At 61.5% G+C, this 23,880-nt stretch carries 20 protein-coding genes and 2 pseudogenes; 13 read left to right on the forward strand and 9 right to left on the reverse strand.

Annotated elements, in window-relative coordinates:
- Position 1: 1 nt before the first annotated feature.
- From AX756_RS16370 to AX756_RS16390, 5 genes are all read right to left on the reverse strand, one after another.
- Positions 2-1,021, reverse strand: a complete 1,020-nt coding sequence (locus tag AX756_RS16370) for a Gfo/Idh/MocA family protein (RefSeq protein ID WP_170307696.1) — start codon at positions 1,019-1,021, stop codon at positions 2-4.
- Positions 1,018-1,857, reverse strand: a complete 840-nt coding sequence (locus AX756_RS16375; RefSeq protein ID WP_068313990.1) for a carbohydrate ABC transporter permease — start codon at positions 1,855-1,857, stop codon at positions 1,018-1,020. Before AX756_RS16375 ends, AX756_RS16370 begins: the two co-directional genes overlap by 4 nt.
- A gap of 10 nt (positions 1,858-1,867) precedes the next feature.
- Positions 1,868-2,791: a carbohydrate ABC transporter permease gene (locus tag AX756_RS16380; protein WP_068313899.1), complete on the reverse strand. Its 924-nt coding sequence runs from the start codon at positions 2,789-2,791 to the stop codon at positions 1,868-1,870.
- 318 nt (positions 2,792-3,109) lie between these two features.
- Positions 3,110-4,366, reverse strand: coding sequence for an ABC transporter substrate-binding protein (locus AX756_RS16385; RefSeq protein WP_068313902.1), 1,257 nt, complete (start codon positions 4,364-4,366; stop codon positions 3,110-3,112).
- A gap of 21 nt (positions 4,367-4,387) precedes the next feature.
- Positions 4,388-5,287: an N-acetylmuramic acid 6-phosphate etherase gene (locus AX756_RS16390; protein WP_068313906.1), complete on the reverse strand. Its 900-nt coding sequence runs from the start codon at positions 5,285-5,287 to the stop codon at positions 4,388-4,390.
- 231 nt (positions 5,288-5,518) lie between these two features.
- Here AX756_RS16390 and AX756_RS16395 point away from each other — a divergent pair, with 231 nt between their 5' ends.
- From AX756_RS16395 to AX756_RS26745, 6 genes are all read left to right on the forward strand, one after another.
- Positions 5,519-6,385, forward strand: a complete 867-nt coding sequence (locus AX756_RS16395) for a glucosamine kinase nucleotide-binding domain-containing protein (protein ID WP_068313909.1) — start codon at positions 5,519-5,521, stop codon at positions 6,383-6,385.
- Positions 6,382-7,146 (forward strand): GntR family transcriptional regulator, encoded by a 765-nt coding sequence (locus tag AX756_RS16400; protein ID WP_068313912.1) that lies wholly within the window; start codon positions 6,382-6,384, stop codon positions 7,144-7,146. Before AX756_RS16395 ends, AX756_RS16400 begins: the two co-directional genes overlap by 4 nt.
- 8 nt (positions 7,147-7,154) lie before the next feature.
- A complete protein-coding gene (locus AX756_RS16405) occupies positions 7,155-8,183 on the forward strand; it encodes an SIS domain-containing protein (RefSeq protein ID WP_068313915.1) in 1,029 nt (342 codons plus the stop codon).
- Positions 8,180-9,343 (forward strand): N-acetylglucosamine-6-phosphate deacetylase, encoded by a 1,164-nt coding sequence (nagA, locus tag AX756_RS16410; RefSeq protein WP_068313918.1) that lies wholly within the window; start codon positions 8,180-8,182, stop codon positions 9,341-9,343. Before AX756_RS16405 ends, nagA begins: the two co-directional genes overlap by 4 nt.
- Positions 9,344-9,505: 162 nt before the next feature.
- Positions 9,506-10,003 carry a c-type cytochrome gene (locus AX756_RS16415; protein WP_068313921.1) on the forward strand — a complete coding sequence of 166 codons (498 nt, stop codon included), beginning with the start codon at positions 9,506-9,508 and terminating at the stop codon, positions 10,001-10,003.
- Between the two features lie 642 nt (positions 10,004-10,645).
- Positions 10,646-11,062, forward strand: a complete 417-nt coding sequence (locus AX756_RS26745; RefSeq protein ID WP_331457772.1) for an AIR synthase related protein — start codon at positions 10,646-10,648, stop codon at positions 11,060-11,062.
- Here AX756_RS26745 and pta read toward each other — a convergent pair.
- A complete protein-coding gene (gene pta / locus AX756_RS16425; RefSeq protein WP_068313929.1) occupies positions 10,987-13,122 on the reverse strand; it encodes a phosphate acetyltransferase in 2,136 nt (711 codons plus the stop codon). The genes AX756_RS26745 and pta overlap by 76 nt on opposite strands.
- Positions 13,123-13,419: 297 nt before the next feature.
- Here pta and AX756_RS16430 point away from each other — a divergent pair, with 297 nt between their 5' ends.
- From AX756_RS16430 to AX756_RS16440, 3 genes are all read left to right on the forward strand, one after another.
- On the forward strand, positions 13,420-15,072 hold the full coding sequence (locus AX756_RS16430; RefSeq protein WP_068313933.1) for a peptidase U32 family protein: 1,653 nt from the start codon (positions 13,420-13,422) through the stop codon (positions 15,070-15,072).
- Positions 15,073-15,264: 192 nt separating this feature from the next.
- Positions 15,265-16,170 (forward strand): zinc metalloprotease HtpX, encoded by a 906-nt coding sequence (gene htpX / locus AX756_RS16435; RefSeq protein ID WP_068313936.1) that lies wholly within the window; start codon positions 15,265-15,267, stop codon positions 16,168-16,170.
- A 180-nt stretch (positions 16,171-16,350) separates the two neighbouring features.
- Positions 16,351-16,827, forward strand: coding sequence for a CIA30 family protein (locus tag AX756_RS16440; RefSeq protein WP_068313940.1), 477 nt, complete (start codon positions 16,351-16,353; stop codon positions 16,825-16,827).
- 623 nt (positions 16,828-17,450) lie between these two features.
- Here AX756_RS16440 and AX756_RS16445 read toward each other — a convergent pair.
- Positions 17,451-17,717, reverse strand: coding sequence for a hypothetical protein (locus tag AX756_RS16445; RefSeq protein WP_068313944.1), 267 nt, complete (start codon positions 17,715-17,717; stop codon positions 17,451-17,453).
- Positions 17,718-18,487: 770 nt separating this feature from the next.
- Here AX756_RS16445 and AX756_RS16455 point away from each other — a divergent pair.
- On the forward strand, positions 18,488-18,793 hold the full coding sequence (locus AX756_RS16455; protein WP_068313952.1) for a PilZ domain-containing protein: 306 nt from the start codon (positions 18,488-18,490) through the stop codon (positions 18,791-18,793).
- A gap of 581 nt (positions 18,794-19,374) precedes the next feature.
- Here the strand turns inward: AX756_RS16455 and AX756_RS25175 are convergent.
- A pseudogene (locus AX756_RS25175) lies at positions 19,375-19,518 on the reverse strand (integrase core domain-containing protein); the annotation flags it as partial.
- 51 nt (positions 19,519-19,569) lie between these two features.
- Positions 19,570-20,392 (reverse strand): annotated as a pseudogene (locus AX756_RS16465) (IS256 family transposase); the annotation flags it as partial.
- A gap of 518 nt (positions 20,393-20,910) precedes the next feature.
- Here AX756_RS16465 and AX756_RS16470 point away from each other — a divergent pair.
- The 3 genes from AX756_RS16470 to AX756_RS16480 form a co-directional block, all read left to right on the forward strand.
- Positions 20,911-21,750, forward strand: a complete 840-nt coding sequence (locus AX756_RS16470) for a PstS family phosphate ABC transporter substrate-binding protein (RefSeq protein ID WP_068313959.1) — start codon at positions 20,911-20,913, stop codon at positions 21,748-21,750.
- Positions 21,722-23,593, forward strand: coding sequence for a putative bifunctional diguanylate cyclase/phosphodiesterase (locus tag AX756_RS16475; protein WP_082739152.1), 1,872 nt, complete (start codon positions 21,722-21,724; stop codon positions 23,591-23,593). The genes AX756_RS16470 and AX756_RS16475 overlap by 29 nt, the downstream gene beginning before the upstream one ends.
- Positions 23,594-23,733: 140 nt before the next feature.
- The coding region (locus AX756_RS16480) for a transposase (RefSeq protein WP_156461531.1) at positions 23,734-23,880 on the forward strand (147 nt) is incomplete at its 3' end.

The following is a 23,880-nucleotide window of genomic DNA, read 5'->3' on the forward strand; positions in this document are numbered from 1 at the left end:
TTCAGAGGTCGATGGCGCGGCCGGAGCGGATGCTTTCGTCGGCGGCAAGGCAGATGCGGAGCGATTGCACCGCGTCCTGGGCGTGTCGGGCGAGGTCGATATCTTGTGCGATGGCGCGGAGCACGAAAGCCTGTTCGGCGTCGCACAGCTCCTGGTGGCCCGGCTCGCCGGGGAAATCTACCAGCTCATCGCCGCCTTCGCGGTGGATCTTCAGCGTGCCGACCTTGGTGTGGCCCTCCACGGAATCGGAATCGTGGTCCGAGAGCGTCACGATGGAGACCGCGCCCCTGGGCGAGACGATATCCTTCACGAAATGCGCCGTCTCGGACATCATCGGCCCCCAGCCAGCCTCGTACCAGCCGACGGAGCCATCGGCGAAGATCACCTGGAACTGGCCGTAATTATACATGTCCTCGGCAATTTCATCGGAAAGCCGCAGCCCCATCCCGTGAACGCGCACCGGCGCGGCATCGGTCACCTGGCACATGACATCCACGTAATGCACGCCGCAATCGACGATGGGCGAGGTGGTCTGCATAAGCTGCTTGTGCGTCTCCCATGTCGGCCCGTCGGATTGCTGGTTCAGGTTGAGACGGAAGACATAAGGCCCGCCGAGGGAACGGGCTTCCTCGATCAGCCGGATCCAGGACGGGTGGTGGCGCAGGATATAGCCAACGATCAGCTTCTTTCCCAACCTTGCCGCTGTGTCCGCCACCCGTTGCGCGTCCGCGACGGTAGTTGCCAGCGGCTTCTCGACAAAGACATGCGCGCCGGCTTCCATTGCCGCCACGGCATAGTCCGCATGGCTGTCGGAATAGGTGGCGATGCACACGAGATCGGGTTTCGTGGCCACCAGCGCCTCCTCGAAGCTGGCGAAACGCGGGTATCCGTCGAGATCGTCGGGCAGGCTGCGGCCCGACCGGTCGACAAGGCCGACAATCTCGCTGTCTTGATGGTGGTGATGGGCAAGTGCGTGGCTCAGCCCCATATTGCCGAGCCCGGCGATGAGGGTGCGGATCATTTGACAGCTCCCGAAGTGATGCCGCGGATCAGTTGCCGCGAGAAGATGACGTAAAGGATCATGACCGGCAGGATCGCCATGGAGAGCGCGGAGAGCACCGCGTTCCAGTCGGTCACGAACTGCCCGATGAAGACCTGCGACCCAAGCGTCAGTGTCTTGGTCGCCTCGGCAGGCGCGAGGATCAGCGGGAACCACAGGTCGTTCCAGATCGGGATCATGTTGAACACGGCAACCGTTGCCATGGCCGGGCGTACCAGCGGCACGACGAGGCGAAAGAAGATCGTGTATTCCGAGAGCCCGTCGATCCGGCCCGCATTCTTCAGATCATCGGAAACCTGCTTCATGAACTCGCTGAGGATGAAAACGGCGAGCGGCAGACCCTGCGCGGTATAGACGAGGATCAGCGCCATCAGCGTGTTCACCAGCCCGGTTGCCACCATCATTTCGAGGATGGCGACAGTGCCGATCCGGATCGGGATCATGATGCCGAGCGCGAGGTAGAGCCCCATCAGCGTGTTGCCCTTGAAGCGGTACTCGGCCAGCGCGAAGGCCGCCATCGCTCCGAAGAGCAGGATGAAGAAGAGCGAACAGACCGTCACGATCATCGAGTTCTGGAAGTAGAGGAAGAAATCCCCCTGTTTGAACACCGTCTCGTAGCCGATGGTCGAGAAGGTTTCCGATGAGGGCAGGGCGAGCGGTTCGCGGAAGATTGCCTTGCGGGTCTTGAAGGAGTTGATGACGATCACGAAGACCGGAAACAGCGCTATCAGCGTGTAGGCCAGCAGGATCGCGTGGGCTGCGGCGGTGTTGAGCGGGCTGCGGCGGGCCTTGTTCATGGTCATCCCCTTAGAACTGGTAGCGGCGCAACCGCGTCTGGATACCGAAGAGGTAGATACAGACGCCGATCAGGATGATGACGAACATGGCCGTCGCGATGGCGGATCCCATATGCGGGTCACCCAGTTGGAGCTGGAAGCCGAAGAAGGTCCGGTAGAGGAATGTGCCGAGGATATCGGTGGAGAAATTCGGCCCCGCCAACGCGCCCTGCGCGGCGTAGATCAGGTCGAACGCATTGAAGTTGCCAACGAAAGTCAGGATGGAGATGATGCCGATGGAGGGCAGGATCAACGGCAGCTTGATCTTCCAGAAAGCCGACATGCCGGTGATGCCGTCGCATTCGCCGGCCTCCAGGATCTCCTCCGGGATCGACAGGAGCGCGGCGTAGATCAGCATCATCGGGATGCCGACGAACTGCCAGACGGAAACCAGCGCCAGCGTGGTCAGCGCATACTCCTCCTTGCCGAGCCAGGGGGCGTAGAGGGATTTCAATCCGACCGCGTCGAGCATCGAGGGAGCGATGCCCCAGATTGGCGAAAGGATCAGTTTCCAGGCAAACCCCACGATCACGAAGCTGAGAATTGTCGGAATGAAGATCGCGGAGCGATAGAGATGCGCAAAGCGCAGGCGCGGGTGGCTGAGGATCGCCGCCAGCAGAATTCCGATCGGATTCTGAACCAACATGTGGATGAAGAAGAACCAGAAATTGTTTCCGAGCGCGTTCCAGAACTGCTCAGACCAGATCGCGTCTCCGAAAAGCGTGTAGAAATTCTGAAGGCCGACAAAGACCCGTTGCTGCTCGATCTCGGTGAAGAGCGCAAGCCGTAACGTATTGAACAGTGGGAAGATCATCACCGCCGTGTAGACGATGACTGCAGGGGCAAGGAATACGAGGACATGCCAGCGAACTCGGGAGGAACGGGGCTCAGACATGGGCGAAACACTCCGGCTCCAGCCAAGGCGCCGGAGTGCCATCACCTTTCGCGATCATCGGCGTCCCCGCCTGTACCGCGACTGCGACCTTGATTGATGTTGATTGAAAAAGCATGAACGGTCTGCCTCCTGGCTGGCCTTTCAACGCCTCCGGCGGGGATATTTGAGGAAAGATGATCAAAGGGCTTCGAACAGTCCCGACCCTAATCATGGCGATAACCCGGGTGCCATCATCTTTCTTGAAATATCCCTGCCGGAGGCTCCCGAACTCCCGGCTGGCGGAACGCCCGGGATACCGGGCGCCCCGATTGCAGCCTGTTACTTCTGAGGCTCGTACCAGCTGGCAAGGCCTTCCTGAAGGCGAGCACCGGCGTCGGCCGGGCTCTCGGCGCCCTTGATCACCTGCGCGGAGGCGTTCCAGGTCTCGTTCTCAAGGTTCGGCGTGCCGCGCGACAGGATCTGGTAGGTCGAGCGGATGGTCGATTCACACTCGCCGCGCCAGGAAACGAATTCCTGCGCCAGTGGATCTTCCATCGGCACGTCGTGGTTGCTGAGCGAGAAGAAGCCCGGCAGCGCGTTAGCGTAGATCGTGGCGAACTCCTCGGTGCCCATCCAGTCGAGGAAGGTCCGGGCTGCTTCAGCATTGGGCGAGGCTGCGTTGAGGCCCATGGCGATATCTGTGTGGTCGGAGATGTAGCAGGTGTCGCCCGCATTCACGACCGGCGGTTTGAAGGCACCCATCTCGAAATCGGCCTGTGTGTTGAAGCCCGAGATCTCCCAGGAGCCGGCCGGGTAGATGGCGGCGCGGCCGAGGGTGAAGATGTTTTGGCTGTCGGGATAGGTTTGCGCTTCGAAACCGTCGCCCAGATAGGCCCCCCATTTGGCGAGTTGCTCGTAGGGGGCAACCCATTGGGCGTCGGTGAGCTTCTGCTCGCCCTTGATCAGCGCTAGCCGGCCTTCCTCGCCCTTCCAGTAGTTCGGGCCGATATTCTGGTAGCCCATGGTTGCGGCTTCCCACTGATCATTGGTGCCCATGGCCATCGGGATATAGGTGCCGTCTTCCTTGATCTTGTCGAGCGCGGCGAAGAACTCGGCTTCCGTCGCCGGAGCTTCGATGCCCAGTTCGTCGAAGGCTTCCTTGTTATAGATAAAACCGTGGATCACGGAGGCCATCGGCACGCAGAAAGTTGCCGAACCGTCATCGGTCTGCCAGGCGGATTTGGCGACGTCTGAGAAGTTGGCCATGCCGGCGAGGTCGTTCAGGTCCACCAGGTGGCCGGCGTCGTAGAGCGCGAGCGAGGCATCGAAGGGACGGCAGGTGATCAGGTCGCCTGCGGAACCCGCATCGAGCTTGGAGTTCAGAACGGCGTTATACTCGGCCGGCGCCGAAGGTGTGAACTGGACCTTGATGCCCGGGTTGGCGGCCTCAAAAGCGGGGATGATCTTGTCCTGCCAGAGTGTCAGGTCGTCATTGCGCCAGCTCTCGATGGTCAGCGTCACATCCTGGGCCATCGCCGAGCCCGCCACGAGTGCCGTAGAGGCAAGCAGGGCCGCGCAGGTGATCTTCTTGGTCATCTTCGGTTTCTCCTTGTTGGGTCAGTTGGTTTTTCTTGTCTGCAGATCGGACAGCGCGTCCCGGATCCGCCCGTGTGTTGCCGCAAGTGCCTGTGTGGCTTCCGTCTCGGAATGGCCGGCGGCAAGCAGGACCGCCGGTTTGACCGCGCCTCCGCTGCGGTCGAGGCAGGCCAGGGCGGTCTCTTCCGGGACGCCGGCGATCCGGGAGACGATCCCGGCCGCGCGGCCGCGCAGCTTTTCGTTATCGGCCACGAGATTGACCATCATGCCGTCATGCACATGGCCAAGCTCGATGCCCATCAGGGTCGAGGCGATGTTGAGCGCCGTTTTCTGGGCGGTGCCGGCGCCAAGTCGGGTCGAGCCCGAGATCACTTCCGGCGGGGTTGCCAGGCAGATCGCGACATCGGCTGCCTGCAGCAGCGGCGTGTCGGGGTTGTTTGCAATCGCGACGACGCGCGCGCCCTTTTCGCGGGCTGCGGCGACATAAGCGAGCGGGTAGGGCGTGCTGCCGCTGGCGCTGAGCGCGATCACGAGGTCGCCAGGCCGCGTTTCGGCGGCGGCTGCCTGTGCGGCGGTGCTGTCATCTTCCGTGTCGCCCGGCATGGTCGCCGTGACTGGCACGCCTCCGGCCATCGAAAACCGGATCCGGTCGGCGGGGATGCCGAACGTGCCGCCGAGTTCGGCGGCGTCCGCGAGCGCCATCAGGCCGGAGGACCCGGCGGCGACATAGCTCAACGTGCCACCGTTGCGCAGGGTTTCCGCCATGAGACGGGCGGCTTGCGCAATCGCATCAAGCGCCGGGCGAACGGCTTGAAGGGCGGCGAGTTGCCCTTCGAGCAGAAGGGTCGCAACCTCGCCGAGCGGCCGTGTGTCCAGGCCGGGAGCGTCGGGATGGAGATGTTCCGTTGCGGGCAGCGGCATGCGATTCTCTCCTGTCGCGTGCTTTCTCGATACGATACCTATTCAATACCTATTGTCTACCATTTTTCCGGTGTGACGAAAGTGTGGCCCGGAAAAATGATGCATTGCCGAACCTCGAGGTTCAATGTTTCAGCTCTTTTTAGATCGATATTCCAAGGCTTGACTGGCGGTGGTGCGGATGGACGACAAGAGGGCTTTTCGGGAGTTGAAAGGTATTATATAGGTATTGCCATGGTTGAGTCCCGACCCCCCTTGCTGATTGGTGTCGATGGTGGTGGCACCTCCTGCCGCGCGGCGTTGCTGGCCGCTGGGCGGCGTTATGATGTACAGCATGGCCCGGCCAATGTGTCGACGGATTTTCGGGGGGCAATCGCGACAATCCGCTCCGCCCTTGATGCCGTTGCGGCGAAAGCCGGCCTGCCGACAGAGGCTCTGGAAGAGGGCTTTGCCCATATTGGCCTCGCTGGTGTGCAGAGTCCTGAAATGGCCGATAAGGTTGCCGCTTCCCTGCCGCTGGCGCATGTCGCTGTTACGGAAGATCGCCAGACAACGATTGCCGGGGCGCTGGGCGATGTCGACGGCGCGGTCGCGGCCATCGGGACGGGGTCTTTCATCGGTTGCCAGAAAGCGGGCGAGATTTCTGGGCTTGGGGGCTGGGGCTTTCGTCTCGGCGATCAGGCCTCTGGCGCATGGTTGATGCATCGCGCTTACCAGGAACTCATGCTGGCGTTGGACGGTTTGGCCGAGATGACGCCCTTCGCGCAAACGCTGTTCGACGCGCATGGCAGGGAGGCCGGCGACGTGGTGCGGTTCTCGCTGCAGGCGCAGCCCGCAGACTATGCCCGAAATGCCCGCGAACTGGTCGAGGCGGCGCAGGCGGAGGATCCGCTTGCCACGCGGTTGATGATCGAAGGCGCGGACTATATCCGCCGCGGTCTCGATCGGCTTGGCTGGCAGCCGGGCGAGCCGCTTTGCCTGACGGGCGGCCTTGGTCCCTCTTATGCGCGCTGGCTGGGGCTGAGCCATGTGCCGCCGCGCGGCACGGCGCTCGACGGTGCGCTGACACTGGCTGCGCGCTTGCTGGAGGGGGCAAGATGAACGTTGCCGAATTCCTCGACCCCGGCGCGTGGATGGAGACGATGGTCGGCCCGCGCTACGTGCGGCTGCGCAAGCGGATCGAGGAGGGTATCGCGACCGGCATCTTCCCCGCTCAAGGCCCGTTGCCGCCCGAGCGCGAGGTTGCCAGCCTCACCGGCCTGTCCCGCGTGACCGTGCGAAAGGCGATCCACGAACTGGTCGGCAAAGGGATCGTGGTGCAACGGCAGGGCGCGGGGTCTTTCGTGACCGGTGCGGAGACTGGTCGCCGGGTGGAACAATCGCTCTCCCGGTTGACCTCCTTCACCGAGGACATGGCGCGCCGTGGGCTGGAATCGCGCGCGACATGGCTGGAGCGGGGCGTCTTCGTGCCTTCGCCGCAGGAGGTCGTCGCGCTGGCCTTGTCCTCGGGGGATTCCGTGGCGCGGCTGGCGCGCCTGCGGATGGCCGGAAACCGGCCAATGGCCATCGAACGGGCCTCGCTGCCGCTCGACATATTGCCCGACCCGCAATCCGTCGACCGCTCGCTCTACGAGGTGCTGGAACGCTCCGGCAACCACCCGGTCCGGGCGTTGCAGAAGATCTCGGCGATCAATCTTGGCGAGGAAGAAGCCGAGCTTCTCGGGCTCAAGCCGCAGGATGCGGGGCTCAAGATCGAGCGTACCAGCTATCTCCAGAATGGACGGGTCGTCGAATACACCAGATCAACCTATCGCGGGGACGCCTATGATTTCGTGGCGGAACTGCAACTCGCAACCAAGTAGGATCAGCCATGCAAGCACCAGACTCCCAGATGCGGCGCGAGATCCGCGAAATCCCCGAAGCAGTCGAACGGCTGCTGGAGGCTCCGGAGGCGGTGCGGGCGGCGGCCGATGCCATTAGGGAACGCGATCCGGCCTTTGCCATCACCGTGGCGCGCGGCTCCTCCGATCACGCCTGTAGCTACCTGAAATACGTGTCCGAACTGACGCTTGGTCTGCCCTTCGCGTCGGTCGGCCCCTCGGTCGCCTCGATCTATGGGGCCCGGCTCAAGCTGGACCGGGCGCTTTGCATCGCCGTGTCGCAATCGGGCAAGAGCCCCGACATCGTGGAGCTGGCCCGCACCGCGCGGCGCGACGGGGCCTGTTCGGTGGCGATCACCAACAACCCGCATTCGCCGCTGGCCGAGACCTGCGATCACACGCTGGATATCCATGCCGGCCCAGAACGCAGCGTCGCCGCGACCAAGACCTTCGTCACCTCCATCGTGGCCGGGCTGATGCTGCTGGCGGAGTGGAAGCAGGACGAGGAGTTGCGCCGGGCGATCTACCGGTTGCCCGACCTGCTGGATGGGGCGACCCGGACCGACTGGTCAGAGGTTTGCGATTCAATCGGGCTGGAGGAATCGCTCTTCACGCTCGGGCGCGGGCCGTCCTGGGCGATCTCCAACGAGGCGGCGCTCAAGTTCAAGGAAACCTGTCAGCTTCACGCCGAGAGCTATTCCTCCGCCGAAGTGCTGCACGGGCCGGTTTCGATCGTGGACGAGGGCTTCCCGGTTCTGTGCTTCGCCGCCGCCGATGCGGCCGAAACCGCGGTGACCGGCATCGCCGACAACCTCTCCGCGATGGGCGCGAATGTCTTCGTGACCTCCGCACAGGCGAAGAACGCCCGCAGGCTCGAACATATCCGCACGGCGCATCCGCTCACCGATCCGGTCAGCCTCATCGTGTCCTTCTATGCGATGGTGGAGCAATTCGCGGCCAGGCTGGGCATCGATCCCGACGCGCCGCGGCACCTCAAGAAAGTGACGGAAACAGTATGACCAGTTCGCCATTCGCCCTCCTGAGGGCGCGGATCTTTGACGGCTCCGGGTTTCACGACAATGCCGGGCTGTTGGTCTCGGACGGCAGGATCGCCGGGATTGTGCCAGAGGCCGATATTCCAACCGGCTACCAGCCGATCCCGATGGAAGGCGGAACGCTTGCGCCGGGCCTCGTGGATCTTCAGGTCAATGGCGGCGGCGGCGTGATGTTCAACGACGCGCCGTCGGTCGAGCCCCTTCGCATCATTGCCCAGGCGCATCTTTCGCTTGGGACGACCTCCATCCTGCCCACGCTGATCACCGACACGCCGGAGATCACCCGCGCGGCCATCGATGCCGTCGAGGCGGCAATCGCGCAGGGCGTGCCGGGCATTGTCGGGCTGCACCTCGAAGGTCCGCACCTGTCCATCGCGCGCAAGGGGGCGCATGATCCGGCCTTGATCCGGCCGATGACGGAGCAGGACATGGCGCTTCTGACAGAGGCCGCTCGGCGCCTGCCGGTTCTGTTCGTGACGGTTGCACCCGAGAACGTGTCGATGGAGCAGATGCGGCGGCTCACCGATGCCGGCGTGATCCTGTCGCTCGGGCATAGCGATTGCGATTTTGCCACCGCCTGTGCCGCCGCCGATCACGGGGCGCAGTGCGTGACCCATCTGTTCAACGCGATGAGCCAGCTTGGCCACCGCGAACCCGGCATGGTCGGCGCGGCGCTTGCGCGCCCCGAGCTGTCCTTTGGCCTGATCGCCGATTTCATCCATGTGCACCCGGAAGCGATCCGGGTTGCGCTTGCCGCCAAGAAAGGCGCGGAGCGGGTCTATCTCGTCAGTGATGCAATGGCGCCGGCGGGCACGGATCTGGAGGCTTTTACCCTGAACGGCCGGACCATCCAGCGGCAGGGGGGGCGCCTGACGCTGGCCGATGGTACGCTGGCCGGGGCCGATCTCGACCTGCCGACCGCCATTCGGAACGTTGCCGGTTTGGGCATTTCGGAGGCGGCGGCCCTCGCCATGGCGAGCTCGGTTCCCGCGCGTGTGATCGGGCTTTCCGAGCGGATTGGCTCCCTTCGGTCGGGGGCTCCGGCGGATCTGGTGTTGCTCGACGCCGCTGGTCGGTGCGCGCGTGTCTGGAAACAGGGCGAGGAACGGGTGGCCACGGCTTAGGTCGGCTCCAAAGGCGTGGTCTCTTCTCAACGCGATTTCCCGTGAACCTTGTCTTGTCGCTGCGTCATGTGCTCAAGTTGTGCTGGGAGAACGCAGGGCAATGACTGCCGCGCCGTGGCGCGCGCCGGTTCGACAGGTTGCAGACCGATATGGGGAATTGACTTGAGACAGGGAATTCGACTGGCCGCGACCCTGATCGTTTCCGGCATCGCCGCTGGGGCGCTGGCCCATGGCGGCGCCACCGGCATCGTGAAGGAACGTATGGACGACATGTCGGCCATGGCGAAAGTCATGAAGATGTTGGCGCCGATGATGAAAGGCCAGACGGCGTATGACGCTGCGGCGGTGGCGGATGGCGCGAAGCTTATCGCCAGCCACGCCGGGGGCGAAATCACCTCGAAGTTCCCGAAGGGCTCGGGCGGGATGCCCTCGGAGGCGACCGGGACCATCTGGAGAGAGTGGGAGAACTTCGAAACCCTCGCCCGCCAGTTGGAGATTTACGCGTCGGCGCTTGCGCTGTCTGCGGGCGCGGACGCCGAAGGTCTTGTCGTGGACGCGCAGGTTCAACAGCTTGCCGAGATGCCGCCCAGGCAGATTTTCGGCCAGATCGGAAAGACCTGCGCGGCCTGCCACGAGCGCTATCGGGAGAAATCGGAATAGGCCTGGGCCCGCCGGTGTGGCCGTATCCGTTCCGCGCGCCTTGTCCTATCATGTTGTTGGCCTTTGATCGTGCCTCTATGGAAGGCACAAAGCGTCAGTCCGCGGGCGAGCGTAGGTAAGTTGCACATATCGCAACGACGATCAGGGTTCCAAGACGGCAAGGCACAGTGCATGCGCCTTGCCGTTCCGATGCGCAAGGAACCTGTTGGAAGTGGACGCCCGCTCGAACAGGTGACGGAGATCGCGCGAAAGAACGGCGCCTGCCGCGTGACGAAGACAGCCCCGGAAATCGGGACGCTTTCCGGAGCGTTGCCGGAGTTATTGTCCGGGGCCTTTCCCATTGCCGCGGCCGGCACCGTGGCCAAGGGCGCGTGCCTGAGATTCTCTCCCGGAAAATTCACGATCAGGCGGTGGGGGTTTCGTAACATTCTGAAAACAGTTATTTTTTGTTTGGCGAAAGCAGAAAGTTGGTTTTCAGGAGCACACCCCCACCATGAAAGATCTACCCTCTCGCCGGTGAATGGCAAACCGATCCTGCCTGGCTTCGACGGCTCTGATATGAGCTCAAATGCCGGGCTTGTGCTGCTGCGGGAGATTGAACGTCGGGACAGACTGGCTGCCCACGGTAATGGCGGGCGGTTCATGCGCGAGTTGATCGACGAGGTCTTCACCCGTCACCTGCCGAATGACACGCTGGACACCTCCGCCGATTCCGTCGCGCTTTCCTTTCCCGGCGAGAGGATCATGTTCACCACCGACGGTTTCACCTTCAAGCCGCTGGAAATTTCCGGCGGTCCCATTGGCTCGATTGCCGTGCATGGAACCATCAATGACCTCGCGGTTGCCGGGGCGTATCCGCTCTACTTGAGCCTGAACGCCGTTGCCGCGGATCTGCTGGCGGTTTTCTCTTGCACCGAAAGAAAGGTCGCAAGATCGAGCAGGGGCAGAGCACCCCGCCCGAGAAGAACGGGCGGGGTGTTGCGTCAAACTGCCTGTGCGGCGGAAATCGCCGGGGCGTCCTGGGTGCCGGCCTGGATGGCGGTGAGGGCGATGGTGTAGACGATGTCTTCGACCAGCGCGCCGCGCGACAGGTCGTTCACCGGTTTGCGCAGGCCTTGCAGCATTGGGCCGACGCTGATCACGCCGGCGGAGCGCTGCACGGCCTTGTAGGTGGTGTTGCCGGTGTTGAGATCGGGGAAGATGAACACGTTCGCCCGACCGGCAACGGCGCTGTCGGGGGCCTTCTGGCGGCCGACGCTCTCGACCGAGGCGGCGTCGTATTGCATCGGGCCGTCGATCAGCAGATCGGGGCGCAGGCTCTGGGCCAGACGGGTTGCATCGCGCACCTTTTCCACGTCCGAGCCGGTACCCGAGCCGCCGGTCGAATAGGATATCATCGCCACGCGCGGCTCGATGCCAAAGGCGATGGCGGTCTCGGCGGACTGGATCGCGATGGTGGCAAGCTCCTGCGCCGACGGATCGGGGTTGATCGCGCAGTCGCCATAGATCAGCACCTCGGTCGGCATCAGCATGAAGAACACACTGGAGACGATCCCGGCGCCGGGCTGGGTCTTGATGAGTTGCAGTGCCGGGCGCACCGTGTCGGCAGTGGTGTGGATGGCGCCGGAAACAAGCCCGTCCACATGCCCCTCGGTCACCATCATGGTGCCGAGCACGACGGTGTCTTCCAGTTGCTCCTGCGCCTGTTCGAGCGTCAGCCCCTTGTGCTTGCGCATTTCCAGCAGCGGCGCCACATAGCGGGTGCGGATCGAGGCCGGGTCGATGATCTCGAGATTGGACGGCAGCGACAGGCCCAACTTCGCGGCTTTGCCTGCAATCCGGTTGGGAGCGCCGAGCAGGACGCATCGGGCGATTTGCTTCTCGGCACATTTGATCGCCGCGGCGATGGTGCGCGGCTCCTCCCCCTCGGGCAGCACGATCCGGCGATCCGCGCCGCGGGCCAGCTGCACCAGCTGGTGGCGGAAGGCGGAGGGCGAAAGAAGCGGCCGGGTCGGCGTGCCGATCCGCGTCAACAGCGAGGATACGTCGATCCGGTCGGCGATGAAGTTGATCACCCGCTCCATCTGGTGGCTGTCATCGGCGCTGACATGGCAGTCCAGCTTCGCGAGCTGCGCCGCAACGTGGTAGGTGTCGTCATTGGACAGGAAGATCGGCAGGCCGGCCTCCACCGCGGGCTTCATGGTCTGGGTCACGATCGCATCGGGACAATTTCCACAGGTCAGCAACAGGCCCGCCAGACGGGTCCCGTTCAGGAAGGCGAGCGCGGCGGCCAGGCAGATATCGGCGCGGTCGCCCGGAGTGACAAGCAGCGAACCGTTTGTCAGGGTCGGCAGGACGAGTTCGACCGAACGGGCGGCCACCACGACATCGCTGACACGCCCGGCGGCCATGGCGCCTTCGTTCACGACGGTCAGGTGCAGGGCGTCGATCATTTCCTGCAGGCGCGGCGCGTAAAGGCTGGGGTCGAACGGGATCGTGCCCAGAACGGGCAGATTGGGCCCGAGATCGGCCTGCATGAGGCCGTGCAATTCGTCGGGGTCGGTATCCTCGGGCACCTTGTTGACGAGAATGCCGGCATAGCCGTCATCGACATCGGTGGAGTCCTCGGCATTGCCGAACTGGCGGGCGACCCGCCGAACGAGATCTCCGATATCGTCCGCGGAGGGGCGGTTGGCGTTGACCACGGGCACGAGGTCCGCGCCGAGCGCACGGCACATCGCGGCGTTCACGGGCAGGGCGAGCGTGTCGGTTTCGACCGCGACAAGGCCCTCGACGACGAGAATGTCGTGATCGCCGTTCAACTCGTCCAGCAGGTCCACGACCTCGTCCATTAGCCCGTCCATCTCGCCAGCCGCGACCAGATCCTTGGCGCGTGACAGCGGCAGAGTCCCGGTGATCGGCAGCTTGCACAGATCGCGCGCGAAGGCGACTGATGGGTCGCTCGTTCCACCCGCCCCGATCGGCGACTGGCTGATCGGCTTGGAAAACGCGACACTCAGCCCCTCGCGCTGCAGGGCGCGGGCCAGGCCGAGTGCCATGGAGGTCAGGCCGGCATCGTGGTTGGCAGAGGCGAGAAAGAGTACTTTTCTGGGAGGCATATCGAACGTCCGGTGCAGTTGAGGCTCGCAAGCGCCGCGGCTTCAGCGGGTAGAAGGCCACGCATGCGTGCAGAATTCGTTAAAATGATATAAGGAGCGGGCTCAGGCAGCACTACCTGCCCGTTGTGCACACCGGCATGCCGCCTGCTGCATATGCATTGTTGCGGTGCAGAAAAATTGGGCACGCATGATTGCATTTTCCACGATGCAACGCCATTGCTGCATGCCGCGCCCACTCTGTCATTGGCGCCACGCTCGGTTTAATTGGGGTGCCTACCCCCGGAAGGTCAGGATTTCATGAAGACGCAAACGCCCCGCAGATCCGAATTGCTCATGCCCGCCGGCTCGCTGGAGCGGCTCAGGATCGCCGTGCAATATGGCGCCGATGCGGTCTATCTCGGCACGCCAGACATGTCCCTGCGCACGAAATCGAAGTTCTCGCTCGAAGACGTCAAGACCGGCATTGCCCATGCCCATGCCCACGGGGTACGCGTTTACCTGACGCTGAACCTCTTCACGCATAACAAGGATATCGCCAAGCTGGCCGACTACGTGCAGGTGTTGCGCGAAATGCGTCCCGACGGCGTGATCGTGGCCGATCCGGGCGTGTTCCGCTACCTGCGCAAACACGCCCCCGAGCTGTCGCTGCATGTCTCGACGCAGGCCAATGTCTGTTCCTGGCTGACGGTGGATTACTGGAAGGAAGAGGGGGCCGAGCTGGTGGTTCTGGCCCGCGAGGTGAGCTTTGCCGAGCTTGCCGAGATCCGCGAACATTGTCCCGACATCCGGCTGGAGACCTTCGTGCACGGCGCCATGTGCATGACCTATTCGGGGCGCTGCCTGCTGTCGAACTACCTCGCCGAGCGCGGCGCCAACCAGGGCAATTGCGCCAATTCCTGCCGCTGGATGTACAAGCTGCACCTGCGGCTCAAGGACGGCACCTCGCAGGAGATCGAGCTGAACGAACATACTAGCGAGCTGTTCGAATTCCTGCTGGAGGAGGGCGTCCGCCCCGGCGAGTTCATGGCGCTGGAGGAGGATATGCGCGGCAGCTACATCCTCAACTCCAAGGACATGTGCCTGATGCCGAAGCTCGACCAGCTTCTGGAGATCGGCGTGGACAGCCTCAAGGTCGAAGGCCGCAACAAGAGCGCGTATTACGTGGCCAGCGTCACCCGCGCCTACAGGCGGGCCATCGACGCCTGGTATCGCGATCCGGAGGGTTGGTCGCCCGAGCCGTTCATGGCCGAGCTGGAAGGGGCGACGAACCGGGGCTTTACCCTCGGCTTCCACGAGGGACGATTGAAGAACCACGCCCATAATTACGATCACACCCGCTCGACCGCGCCGTGGGAATACGCCGCCATGGTCGGAGAGGTCCGCGACGACGGGCTGGTGCTCAACGTCAAGAACCGCATCGATGCGGGGGACGTGCTGGAATTCCTGCCGCCCGATCCGAAGCTGGAGACGGTCCTGCTGCGGCTCTATGCGTTCGAGATCGACGGCGAGGGCGAGACCATGGACGTGGTGCACGGCTCGCTTGGGCATCGTGTCTTCGTGCCGTGGAGCGCCTTTGACCGCGAGGACCCGGAGGCGATCCGCAAGGCTTTCCCGCCGATGACCATCGTGCGCAAGGAAGCGATGCTGCCCGAGGATGACTGGGCCCGGATCCGGCTGGACAAGACCGCGCAGAAGATCGAGCTGGGCGAGAACGGCCGCGAGAAAGCCTATCGCCGGCAGGTTAAGGCGCTGCAGGAGACGATCTCGGACGAAGCGGTCGCGCAGCGCGCCCATTCATCGCGCACGGGTGTGGAGCGCTGCTGCGGGCGCGGCTGCAATGGCTGCCTGATGTTCTGGAACGACCCGGAATATGCCCGCGCACGCGAGGTCCTCGCCGCGCGCAAGCATGGCGAGTTGCTGGAGCGGGACGGGCGCAGCGCGGCGGAATGAAACCGACACCGGTGAAATATCGCGGGCAGCCGCTCCCGCCCTGGCGGCATTCTCCTGGCCGTCGATGCCCAGCCAGGGCCTGGCGGTGGAAACATGCCCGCGCGACTGTGGTTCGCTTTCCCGAGATTGTGTCGTCTGGATTCCTCTCTATATCGAAAGCATGTACCGGATCAGTTCCAGGAGATGACATCCATGGGATACACGAAAACAGCCCTGTTGATGGCGGCGATGACGGCCCTGTTCATGGGGATCGGCTATCTTCTCGGCGGCTCGGGCGGCATGGTCCTTGCGCTCATTATGGCCGCCGGGATGAACGCGTTTTCCTGGTGGAACTCGGACAAGATGGTCCTCCGGATGCACAATGCCCGGCCCGTGAGCGGCAATGACCCGCATGGGCTTGTCCGGATGGTGGCCGACCTTGCCGACATGGCCAACCTGCCAATGCCGGCTGTCTACGTGATCGATACGCCCCAGCCCAATGCCTTTGCCACGGGCCGAAACCCCGACAATGCCGCCGTGGCAGTGACGACCGGCCTGATGCAGAGCCTGTCGCGCGAGGAACTGGCCGGGGTCGTGGCGCATGAACTGGCGCATATTCGCAATCACGACACGGCGATCATGACCGTCACCGCGACCTTCGCCGGTGCGATCACGATGCTTGCCAATTTCGCGCTGTTCTTTGGCGGTCGCCGGGATGAAGGGCCGGGGATCGTGGGAACGCTTGCGCTAATGCTCCTCGCGCCACTGGCCGCGGGGCTGGTCCAGATGGCGATCAGCCGGACGCGCGAATACGCGGCCGACAAGGCGGGGGCCGAGATCTGTGGAAACCCCGACTGGCTGGCCGATGCGCTGGAGCGGATCCAGGCAGGCGCATCTCGGATCGACAACGATGCGGCAGAGCGAAACCCGGCCACGGCCCACATGTTCATCATCAACCCGCTGCATGCACATGCGCGTGACAACCTTTTCGCGACCCACCCGTCCACGGCGAACCGTGTTGCGGCCTTGCGGCAGATGTCGGGGCAAACCCCCACGGTTCGCTCGCGCATCCCTGTGCATGCACCGGGACGAAAGCCGCGTTCGGGGCCGTGGGAGTAGGATCACCAGCTCATGAAAGGGCGGCGGCTGCAGGAAACCGGCGCGGGCGGGCTCAACATCTGGCAGGAGCGGACTACCTGTCAAGGAAGAGCAAGAAGGGGAGTCTGGCGGATGATACGAAACACGTTGATTGCAATCGCCCTCGCGGTCCTGGGAACCGTTAGCCATGGTGAAACAGTTATGACCCGAAACCTGCAGGCCGCTGCCGATCTGAGTTGGACCTACCTGGCCGATAACGTAATGGGCGGTGTGTCCAAGGGGCAATCCAGCATGGGTGAAGACGGTGGCCAGAGCTTTGTGCGACTGTCCGGCGATGTCAGCACGGAGAACCGTGGGGGATTCATCCAGATCCGGACCATGATCGACCCGCTGGAGCCGGATATTCAGGGGCTGGTGCTGAAAGTGCGCGGCAACGGGGAACGCTACTTCATCCACCTGCGAACACGCGCGACGCGCCTGCCATGGCAGTATTACCAGGCCGGGTTCGAGACCGGACCCGAGTGGCGCGAAATCAGGCTGCCATGGTCGGCATTCGAGCCTTCGGGCCGGCTGCTTCCGGGTCGCGTGGCCGCGGAGACGATCAAATCCGTAGGTCTGGTCGCCTTTGGCAAAGACCACCTGGCGGATGTTTCACTGGCAGAGATCGGGTTGTACTAGTCCGGCCAGAGCCACGTAACGGATACACCGTTTGTCAGATCGGGCTCTCGGTGGTGCAAACTGCCAGACAGTCGGGTCTGATGCTGCCACACTCGCGTGCACGGCATGGGAGGCGCGGGGAAGAGACATGACCGGCATAAGAAGTCGCCCCTAAGGTCGGCATGAGGGATCGAAAATGCTGATGGGTCCATGACATGTCGACGCGCTGATCGTAGGCGTTACAGAGGCGCCGGCGTGAAGGGGGCCATCTCGTCGCGGGCAAACCGATGCCGGGCTGTGCTGCGGGCATTCTGCAAGGCGTCCGCGAGAATAAACGAACGCCCGTCGTGATCGACCAATACTCGAAAATGGGTCACGCCAGACGGGGAGATGTTCAGACGCAAGGCAACTGCCTGCCTCGACAGACCAAGGCAGCTTCCTCGCACGTCCCTTGCAAGCCTTACCTCCGTCGGATCGACACGCACGGACCTGAACCCGAGGCTTCGTTGCAGGGGATCGATGTTCGTGAGTGTCTGGTTGACAAGTGGACGGACAATATACCTCTTCCAACACGTTTGCGCCGGAAGGACTTGTCAAAGCTCGAAAATTTCGAAGTCTACATTGAACCTCTCAAGTCGACAGGTTCAGAGACTGTCGCCCCCGGTATTTGGGCCTTGTCCATCAAGGGTGGTTCCCACGCCTCGCGACTTGTCGCTGGAATTCGCCTTTCCTTGATCGCTGGCCTTGCCTAGACCATTTTTCTTTCCTGCAACGGCATTGCCGTTACCAAGCTGGCTCCCGTTGTCTTCCACCAATGCTTGTACTTCTTCTTCGTCATCTTGTGCAAATGCGCTGCCGGCCATCGATATTGCCATGGTTGCGGCCAAACACGCTGTCATGAAATGTCTCATAAGATGCACCTTTTTCCGATTTCTTGTTTCCAGTGCGCCACGCTAGGGCGTCGAGTAATGTTCGAGCAAGGGTTATTGTTGGCAGCTCACCGACGGCAGAGCACCAATGGGACCGGTTAGGGTGATTTGAGAAAGGTGGGGTTGTGGCTCATCGCAACCACCAAGCAGTGGAGGTGGGACAGAAACCCGGAACGTGCAAAAGCCACGGAGAGATGATCGTTTAGGACATCCGGCGCGCACCCCAAGCAGTATTTGGCCGAAGAGAAGGTCCCCGGATCGTGGAGGATGGCCTGAAGGGCGAGGACAGCATTGTTGAGTTGTGCCGTCGCGAAGGCATTGCCCGGAGCCTCTAATTCCGCTGGTCCAAGGAGCCCCTCGAAGCTGGGCGGCAGCGCGCGCGGCCATAACCTCAAACAAGCGCCTCTTCCCGAGGTGCTACGGGTCGAGTTGCATCTCGGGCGAACTGGCCGACTCGCTGGAAGACCAGCAGATAGATCACGTCCGCGGCGCTCCATATCACCAGCAAACCCAAAGCAAGACCGAGCGCTGTTGCCAGATCTGGCGCGTAGGGTAGAAATATGCCGGCATCGACATTTGCGGCTCAATGACAACGGCAAGATCATGGAACATCTGGACGATGCTTTTTGGTGCCGGTGGTTGGTAACCCACGGCGTTAACGGGGGATTGCGAGGGAAATCACCATGAGGACCAAGTCTCATTAACATTCTGGATGTAGCATCTCGCCGACAGCGGCCACGATGAGTCTTCCGATGCCTATGAATATCTCAATCCCGCGAAAGCCACGGCTCGAGACGAATGCTACCGTGGTCCTGCGTTCTGGCGATGGCGATAGCTTCGGGGCGATCGCGAATCTTCACGATGAGGGCGCAATGGTCAATCTCGAGCGTGGGTTGGACGAAGGTGAAATTGTTTCGTTTGTTGTCGCCGGGACAGAAGTTTACGCTCGAATTGTCTGGAAAAAGGACAATCAAATTGGTCTATCCTTTTTCAACCCAATCCCGATCGAGGCAGTCGCCCAACTGTTCAGAGAGACCGAGGCCAAGATCACGATATAGGGTATTAACTCATTGATTTAAAAATAAATCCTTCGCAGAGCTGGTTCTGTCGACTGATCGCCACGAAGGGTGACGAGAAACGTGTTCAGGCGGACCGACAAGAATATTGAAGTAGCCTCCTGAGGTTGGTCCACCAACCTGTCCCTAGGACATCGTCACTAAGCTGAGGCAAGTCGAAGTGCTGCATGGCCAGGGTGTGTCGCTGGCGGATGCGCTTCGCCAGACTGGCGTGTCGCAGAACACGTTCTAGCGATGGCGCAAGCTGTATGGCGGGATGAACCGGGCACAGCTCAAGTGGACTTGCCCGAGAATAGTGGAGATCACCAACTGAGAAACCAGGAGGTGTTCTATGGGAAAGGGGAACAGGCCGACGCCGAAGTTTCTGCGCGAAGCGGTGCGGCTGGCGCTGACCGGCGGCCGGACACGGAGAGAGATCGCGGAGGATCCGGGTATTGGGCCATCGACGCTGACGTTGGCCCACACGGGAACGAGATGTCGCGGAGCCAGTTGAGGCATCGGTCGAACTGCCGGCCGATCCGGGTTGAATGCTAATGCATGGTTGGTCTGTGATCCATCGGTATGAGCGCCTCTGGCGCGCACGGTCTGTACCCGAGTGAATTGTGCGGTCTGGCGGTGTTGTAGTGTTTTCGCCATTTCTCGATCTGGATTTTCGGCACTCTCAGCGACTAGAACGCCTCATCGTTCAATAGTTCATCCCTGAACCGGGGTCACGTCCGTCAAGCTGGTGTAATTTCCCTCATGGCCTGATGTCATGATCAGGCGGCCTGTGTTGTGATGCTGCGAATGGGGGCTGTCTCCTCGTGGTCGATCCGTGCGAACGCCTCGACCATCATCTAGCGGCTTGCGGTCTGCCATTCGTCGTTCTGCTCGAACAAGGCGGCGCCGATGAGCCTGGTGATGGATGCCTCGTTGGGAAATGTCCCGACGACATCGGCTCGCCGCTTCACTCCCTTCTTCAAACGCTCGATGGGAATGGTGCTGTGCAGCTTGGTCCGATGCTGGCGAGGGAACGCCATGTAGGCCAGCGCGTCGTGCTCGCTCTCGTTCATGAGGGCTGCCAGTTTCGGCCAGCGTGGGCGGAGTTGGTCGGCGACACGGCGCCATGTTTCTCCGGCGGATGTGTGGGCCGCGTGAAACGTGAGCCAGGGCGTTGCGCATCAAGTGGACGCGGTATCGCTGCCAAGTCGCCTCGAGCAGCGACTCAATGGCCGCCCTGAGGCCGCTGTGGGCGTCGCTGATGACCAGCTTGGTGCTAACAAGCCCGCGCGCCTTCAGGCCGCGCAGGAACTTCATCCAAAAGGTCTCGGCTTCCGAAGAACCAAGCCGCTGGCCAATGATTTCGTGCCGCCCATCGGTGTTGGCCGCAACGGCGATTTTGGCGGCCACCGAGACGATCCTCCCACCCTGTCGCACCTTGAAATAGGTGGCGTCGAGCCAGACATGGGGCCATTCGCCAGTGAGCGGTCGGTTGAGGAACTCATTCACCCGTTCATCGATGTCCTCACACAGCTTTGACACCGTGCTCTTGGACATGCCCTGAAGTCCCATCGCTTGCGCGACTTCATCGACGCAACGGGTGAGTTCTGCCCGGTTCATCCCGCCACACTATTTGCGCAATCGATAGAACGTGTGCTGCGATACGCCAATCTGGCAAACCGCATCCGCCATCGACATATCCTGGCCGTGCAGCACTTCGACTTGCCTCAGCTTGGTGACGATGTCCTCGGGGTTGGTTGGTGGACCACCTACGCGGGGCTACTTCAAGCAGACCGGGGGGCTGTCCATCGGACAGCTGAAACTGTCGTCAACCGGCGGAGGGGTGACGCCTGTCTTCTGGCGGATTCCTGCACCTGCGCAAGCATGCATGTACCATACACAGCGCGATTTTCCTGCAAGAAGAATGAACTGAATTTGGTCTCTTTGTCCGGAGCGAAGCAACGCTATCCTCTGGATATCCGTCGTTCGTAGCTTTTGCCGCATACATTGTCTCGGTACCTAAATTCCCTTCAGGACTGCCTCAATGAGACTTCGTGGGCACAAACTCGCGGGGCAAGAATTCGTTAGCGAATTGCGCCTACAAGATTCCAGGAACAACTGTGAAGGGAACGAAGATGCCTGCCCGCCTCCTTGGAACGCTTCTGAAAGGTCTGGCTGCAATCGCGACTCTCGCCATGATGCCCCCCGCGTTTGCGACCGAGCTTCGTATTGGCGGCACCGGTGCCGCCTTGGGCGGCATGAAGATCATCGGTGCCGAGTTCGAAAAACGAAATCCCGATGTCGAGGTTACCGTCTTTCCGAGCTTGGGAAGCAGTGGCGGAATCAAGGCGCTCGTCGCAGGTGCTGTCGATATTGCCGTCAGCGCGCGACAACTCAAGCCAAAGGAAGCTGAGAAAGGTCTGAGGGCGAAGCTATATGCAACCACACCATTGGCGCTGGTGACCTCGTCCAGCACGCAATCCCACGGATTGAGCATGGGTGAACTGGCAGCGATATTTGCTGGCGATATGACTGAGTGGGAAGACGGCACGCAGATCCGGCTGGTCCTGCGACCGAAGTCGGAAACGACAACGAAAGCCCTTCAATCACTTTCCGACGAAATGGGCGATTCCGTTGAACTTGCACATGCACGCCAAGGCATGCTTGTGGCGAGCAACGATCAGGATAACGCAGACGCTCTTGAAAAGATCACAGGTTCGCTCGGAGTGATCACACTGGGACAAATTGCGACTGAGGAACGAAACATCAAGGTGCTTTTGCTTGATGGTGTCCTGCCCGAGGCTGGCGCTGCGCCTTCCCGAAACATACTTTCCACCACGTCGCTGTTCGTGGTCAGCACGCAGGATAAGCCGCAAGTCGTCGAAGAATTTATATCATTCCTGTTCTCGCCCAAAGGCCAGGAGATCCTGGATGTGCGCAACCATGCTTCGGCCAAATAACCCACAAACGCCACTTCCATCGAAGTTTTCGCCATCGATGGTTTGGGCTACGACGCTCTTGGCACTGGTCGTATCAACCCTGATCTGCGTAGTGCCGCCGGTGCTCAAGTTCCACCACGAAGCTCAGAGCGTTGAGAGCGGGCTGCGAGCGGAGGCAACGGTCAACTCAAAGCTGGTCTCACGCTACGCCGTGCGAAATCCGCTGATGTGGGTCTTTGAATCCCATCGTATCGAGGAATTGATTCAAACGACCAGCGTAGCGGATAGCCAGACGGTCTTTGATCGCTCCGGAGATGTGGTCGTACATGTCGGGCAACAGAACGTTGGCTGGCCAAGCCGAACAGTCTACCGCACGATTCACGACACCGGCGTACCGGTTGGCGAACTCGTGCTCTCGGCGAGCCTGATACCGCTCCTTTGGCAGTCGTTTTTTGTGCTGGCCATGTCATCTTGTGCAGCGGTGGCGACCTTTTTCTCGCTTCGGACACTGCCGCTAAAGTTCCTGAAGACGGCTGTTGATCGCGCCATGTTCCTTGCCAGCCACGATCCACTTACCACTTTGCCGAACCGATCACTGTTCAACGATTGGCTGAAGAAATCGTTGTCGGAGACGGAGGCCGAACGGCGTGAACCGAAACCTGTTGCCCTGCTCTGTTTGGACCTGGATCACTTCAAGGAAGTAAACGACATTCTGGGCCATGAAGCCGGCGATGAGTTGCTGAAACAGGTTGTCGACAGAATGAAGGAATGCTTGCGCCACGAGGATTTCCTGGCACGTCTCGGCGGCGACGAATTTGCCATCATCCAAAGGAACGCGTCGCAACCCTATGGATCGACGCATCTTGCAGAGCGGTTGATCGGCCTTTTAAAGGAAAAGTTCGAATTATGTGGCACCGAAGTCGCGATCGGCGCGAGCATCGGCATTGCCATTCATAACCCAGGTCAGGCTCCTGATCCTCAGAACCTGCTTCGCCATGCCGACCTTGCGCTTTATGGGGCGAAAGCAGATGGACGGGGTGTATTCCGCTACTTTGAGACGGAGATGAACGATAGCTTGGCTGCCCGAAAGCAGTTGCAAAACGACCTTAGTGGGTCAATCGAGCGAAATGAGCTCGTACTGCATTTCCAGCCTCAGATTGATCTTAAAACCGGTTCGATAACTGGCGTCGAGGCGCTTCTCCGCTGGAACCGTAGGGGACACGGATTGGTGATGCCTGATGCGTTCATCTCGCTTGCAGAGGAAACCGGCTTGATCATTCCGATCGGCGAGTGGGTTATTCAAGAGGCCTGCCGAAAGGTAGCAGACTGGCCGGAACTATCCGTCGCCGTCAACGTGTCACCGTTGCAGTTTCGGCAGGGCGATCTGACGAAGGTCATTGAGGATGCACTGAAATCTTCGGGGATCGACCCACGTCGTTTGGAAATCGAGATTACCGAAAGCGTTTTGCTGAGCCACACAGAGGAGGCGGTTGAGACAATGAAGTCGTTGCAGAGCCTCGGAGTGCGAATTGCGATGGACGATTTTGGGACGGGCTATTCGAGCCTCAGCTACTTGCGTCGTTTTCCATTCGACAAGATCAAAATCGACAGATCCTTTGTCGCAGATCTCAGCGAAAGTACGGATGCAAGAAGTATCGTCCAAGCGGTTATCCAGCTCGGATCATCCATGGGCATGGTGTCCAACGCCGAAGGCGTTGAAACAATGGAACAGGCCGACCTCCTTCGGAACCACGGTTGCAACGAAGTTCAGGGGTATCTGTTCAGCCGCCCCATGCCGTCAGTGTCAATCAAGGAAATCTTGGCGGACAAAGCTTGGCAGGACAGCATAACGCAAGCCGGGTAATCTGGATTCATCGGGTTAAATCGATCGAATGGGAGACCGTTACATGCAATGGTAGGTAAGCGACGGCTGAGGCCCACGTTGTAGGATCGACCGCCCGCTGCGAGATGTCTTCCATCTCATGATGGGGAGTGCGTTTCGCAATGTGTGCGCAGAATTCGTTTCTCAGATCGTTGGGCGTCGAGATCTATGCGTCCGGGCACCGGCGGTGGCCGGATGACGTGAAGGCGCGGGTTGTTGCGGAGACACTGGAACCCGGCGCGACGGTGAATGCCGTGGCGGAGCGTTTC

The sequence above is a fragment of the Aliiruegeria sabulilitoris genome (assembly GCF_001558155.1).
GTDB lineage: Bacteria > Pseudomonadota > Alphaproteobacteria > Rhodobacterales > Rhodobacteraceae > Tropicimonas > Tropicimonas sabulilitoris.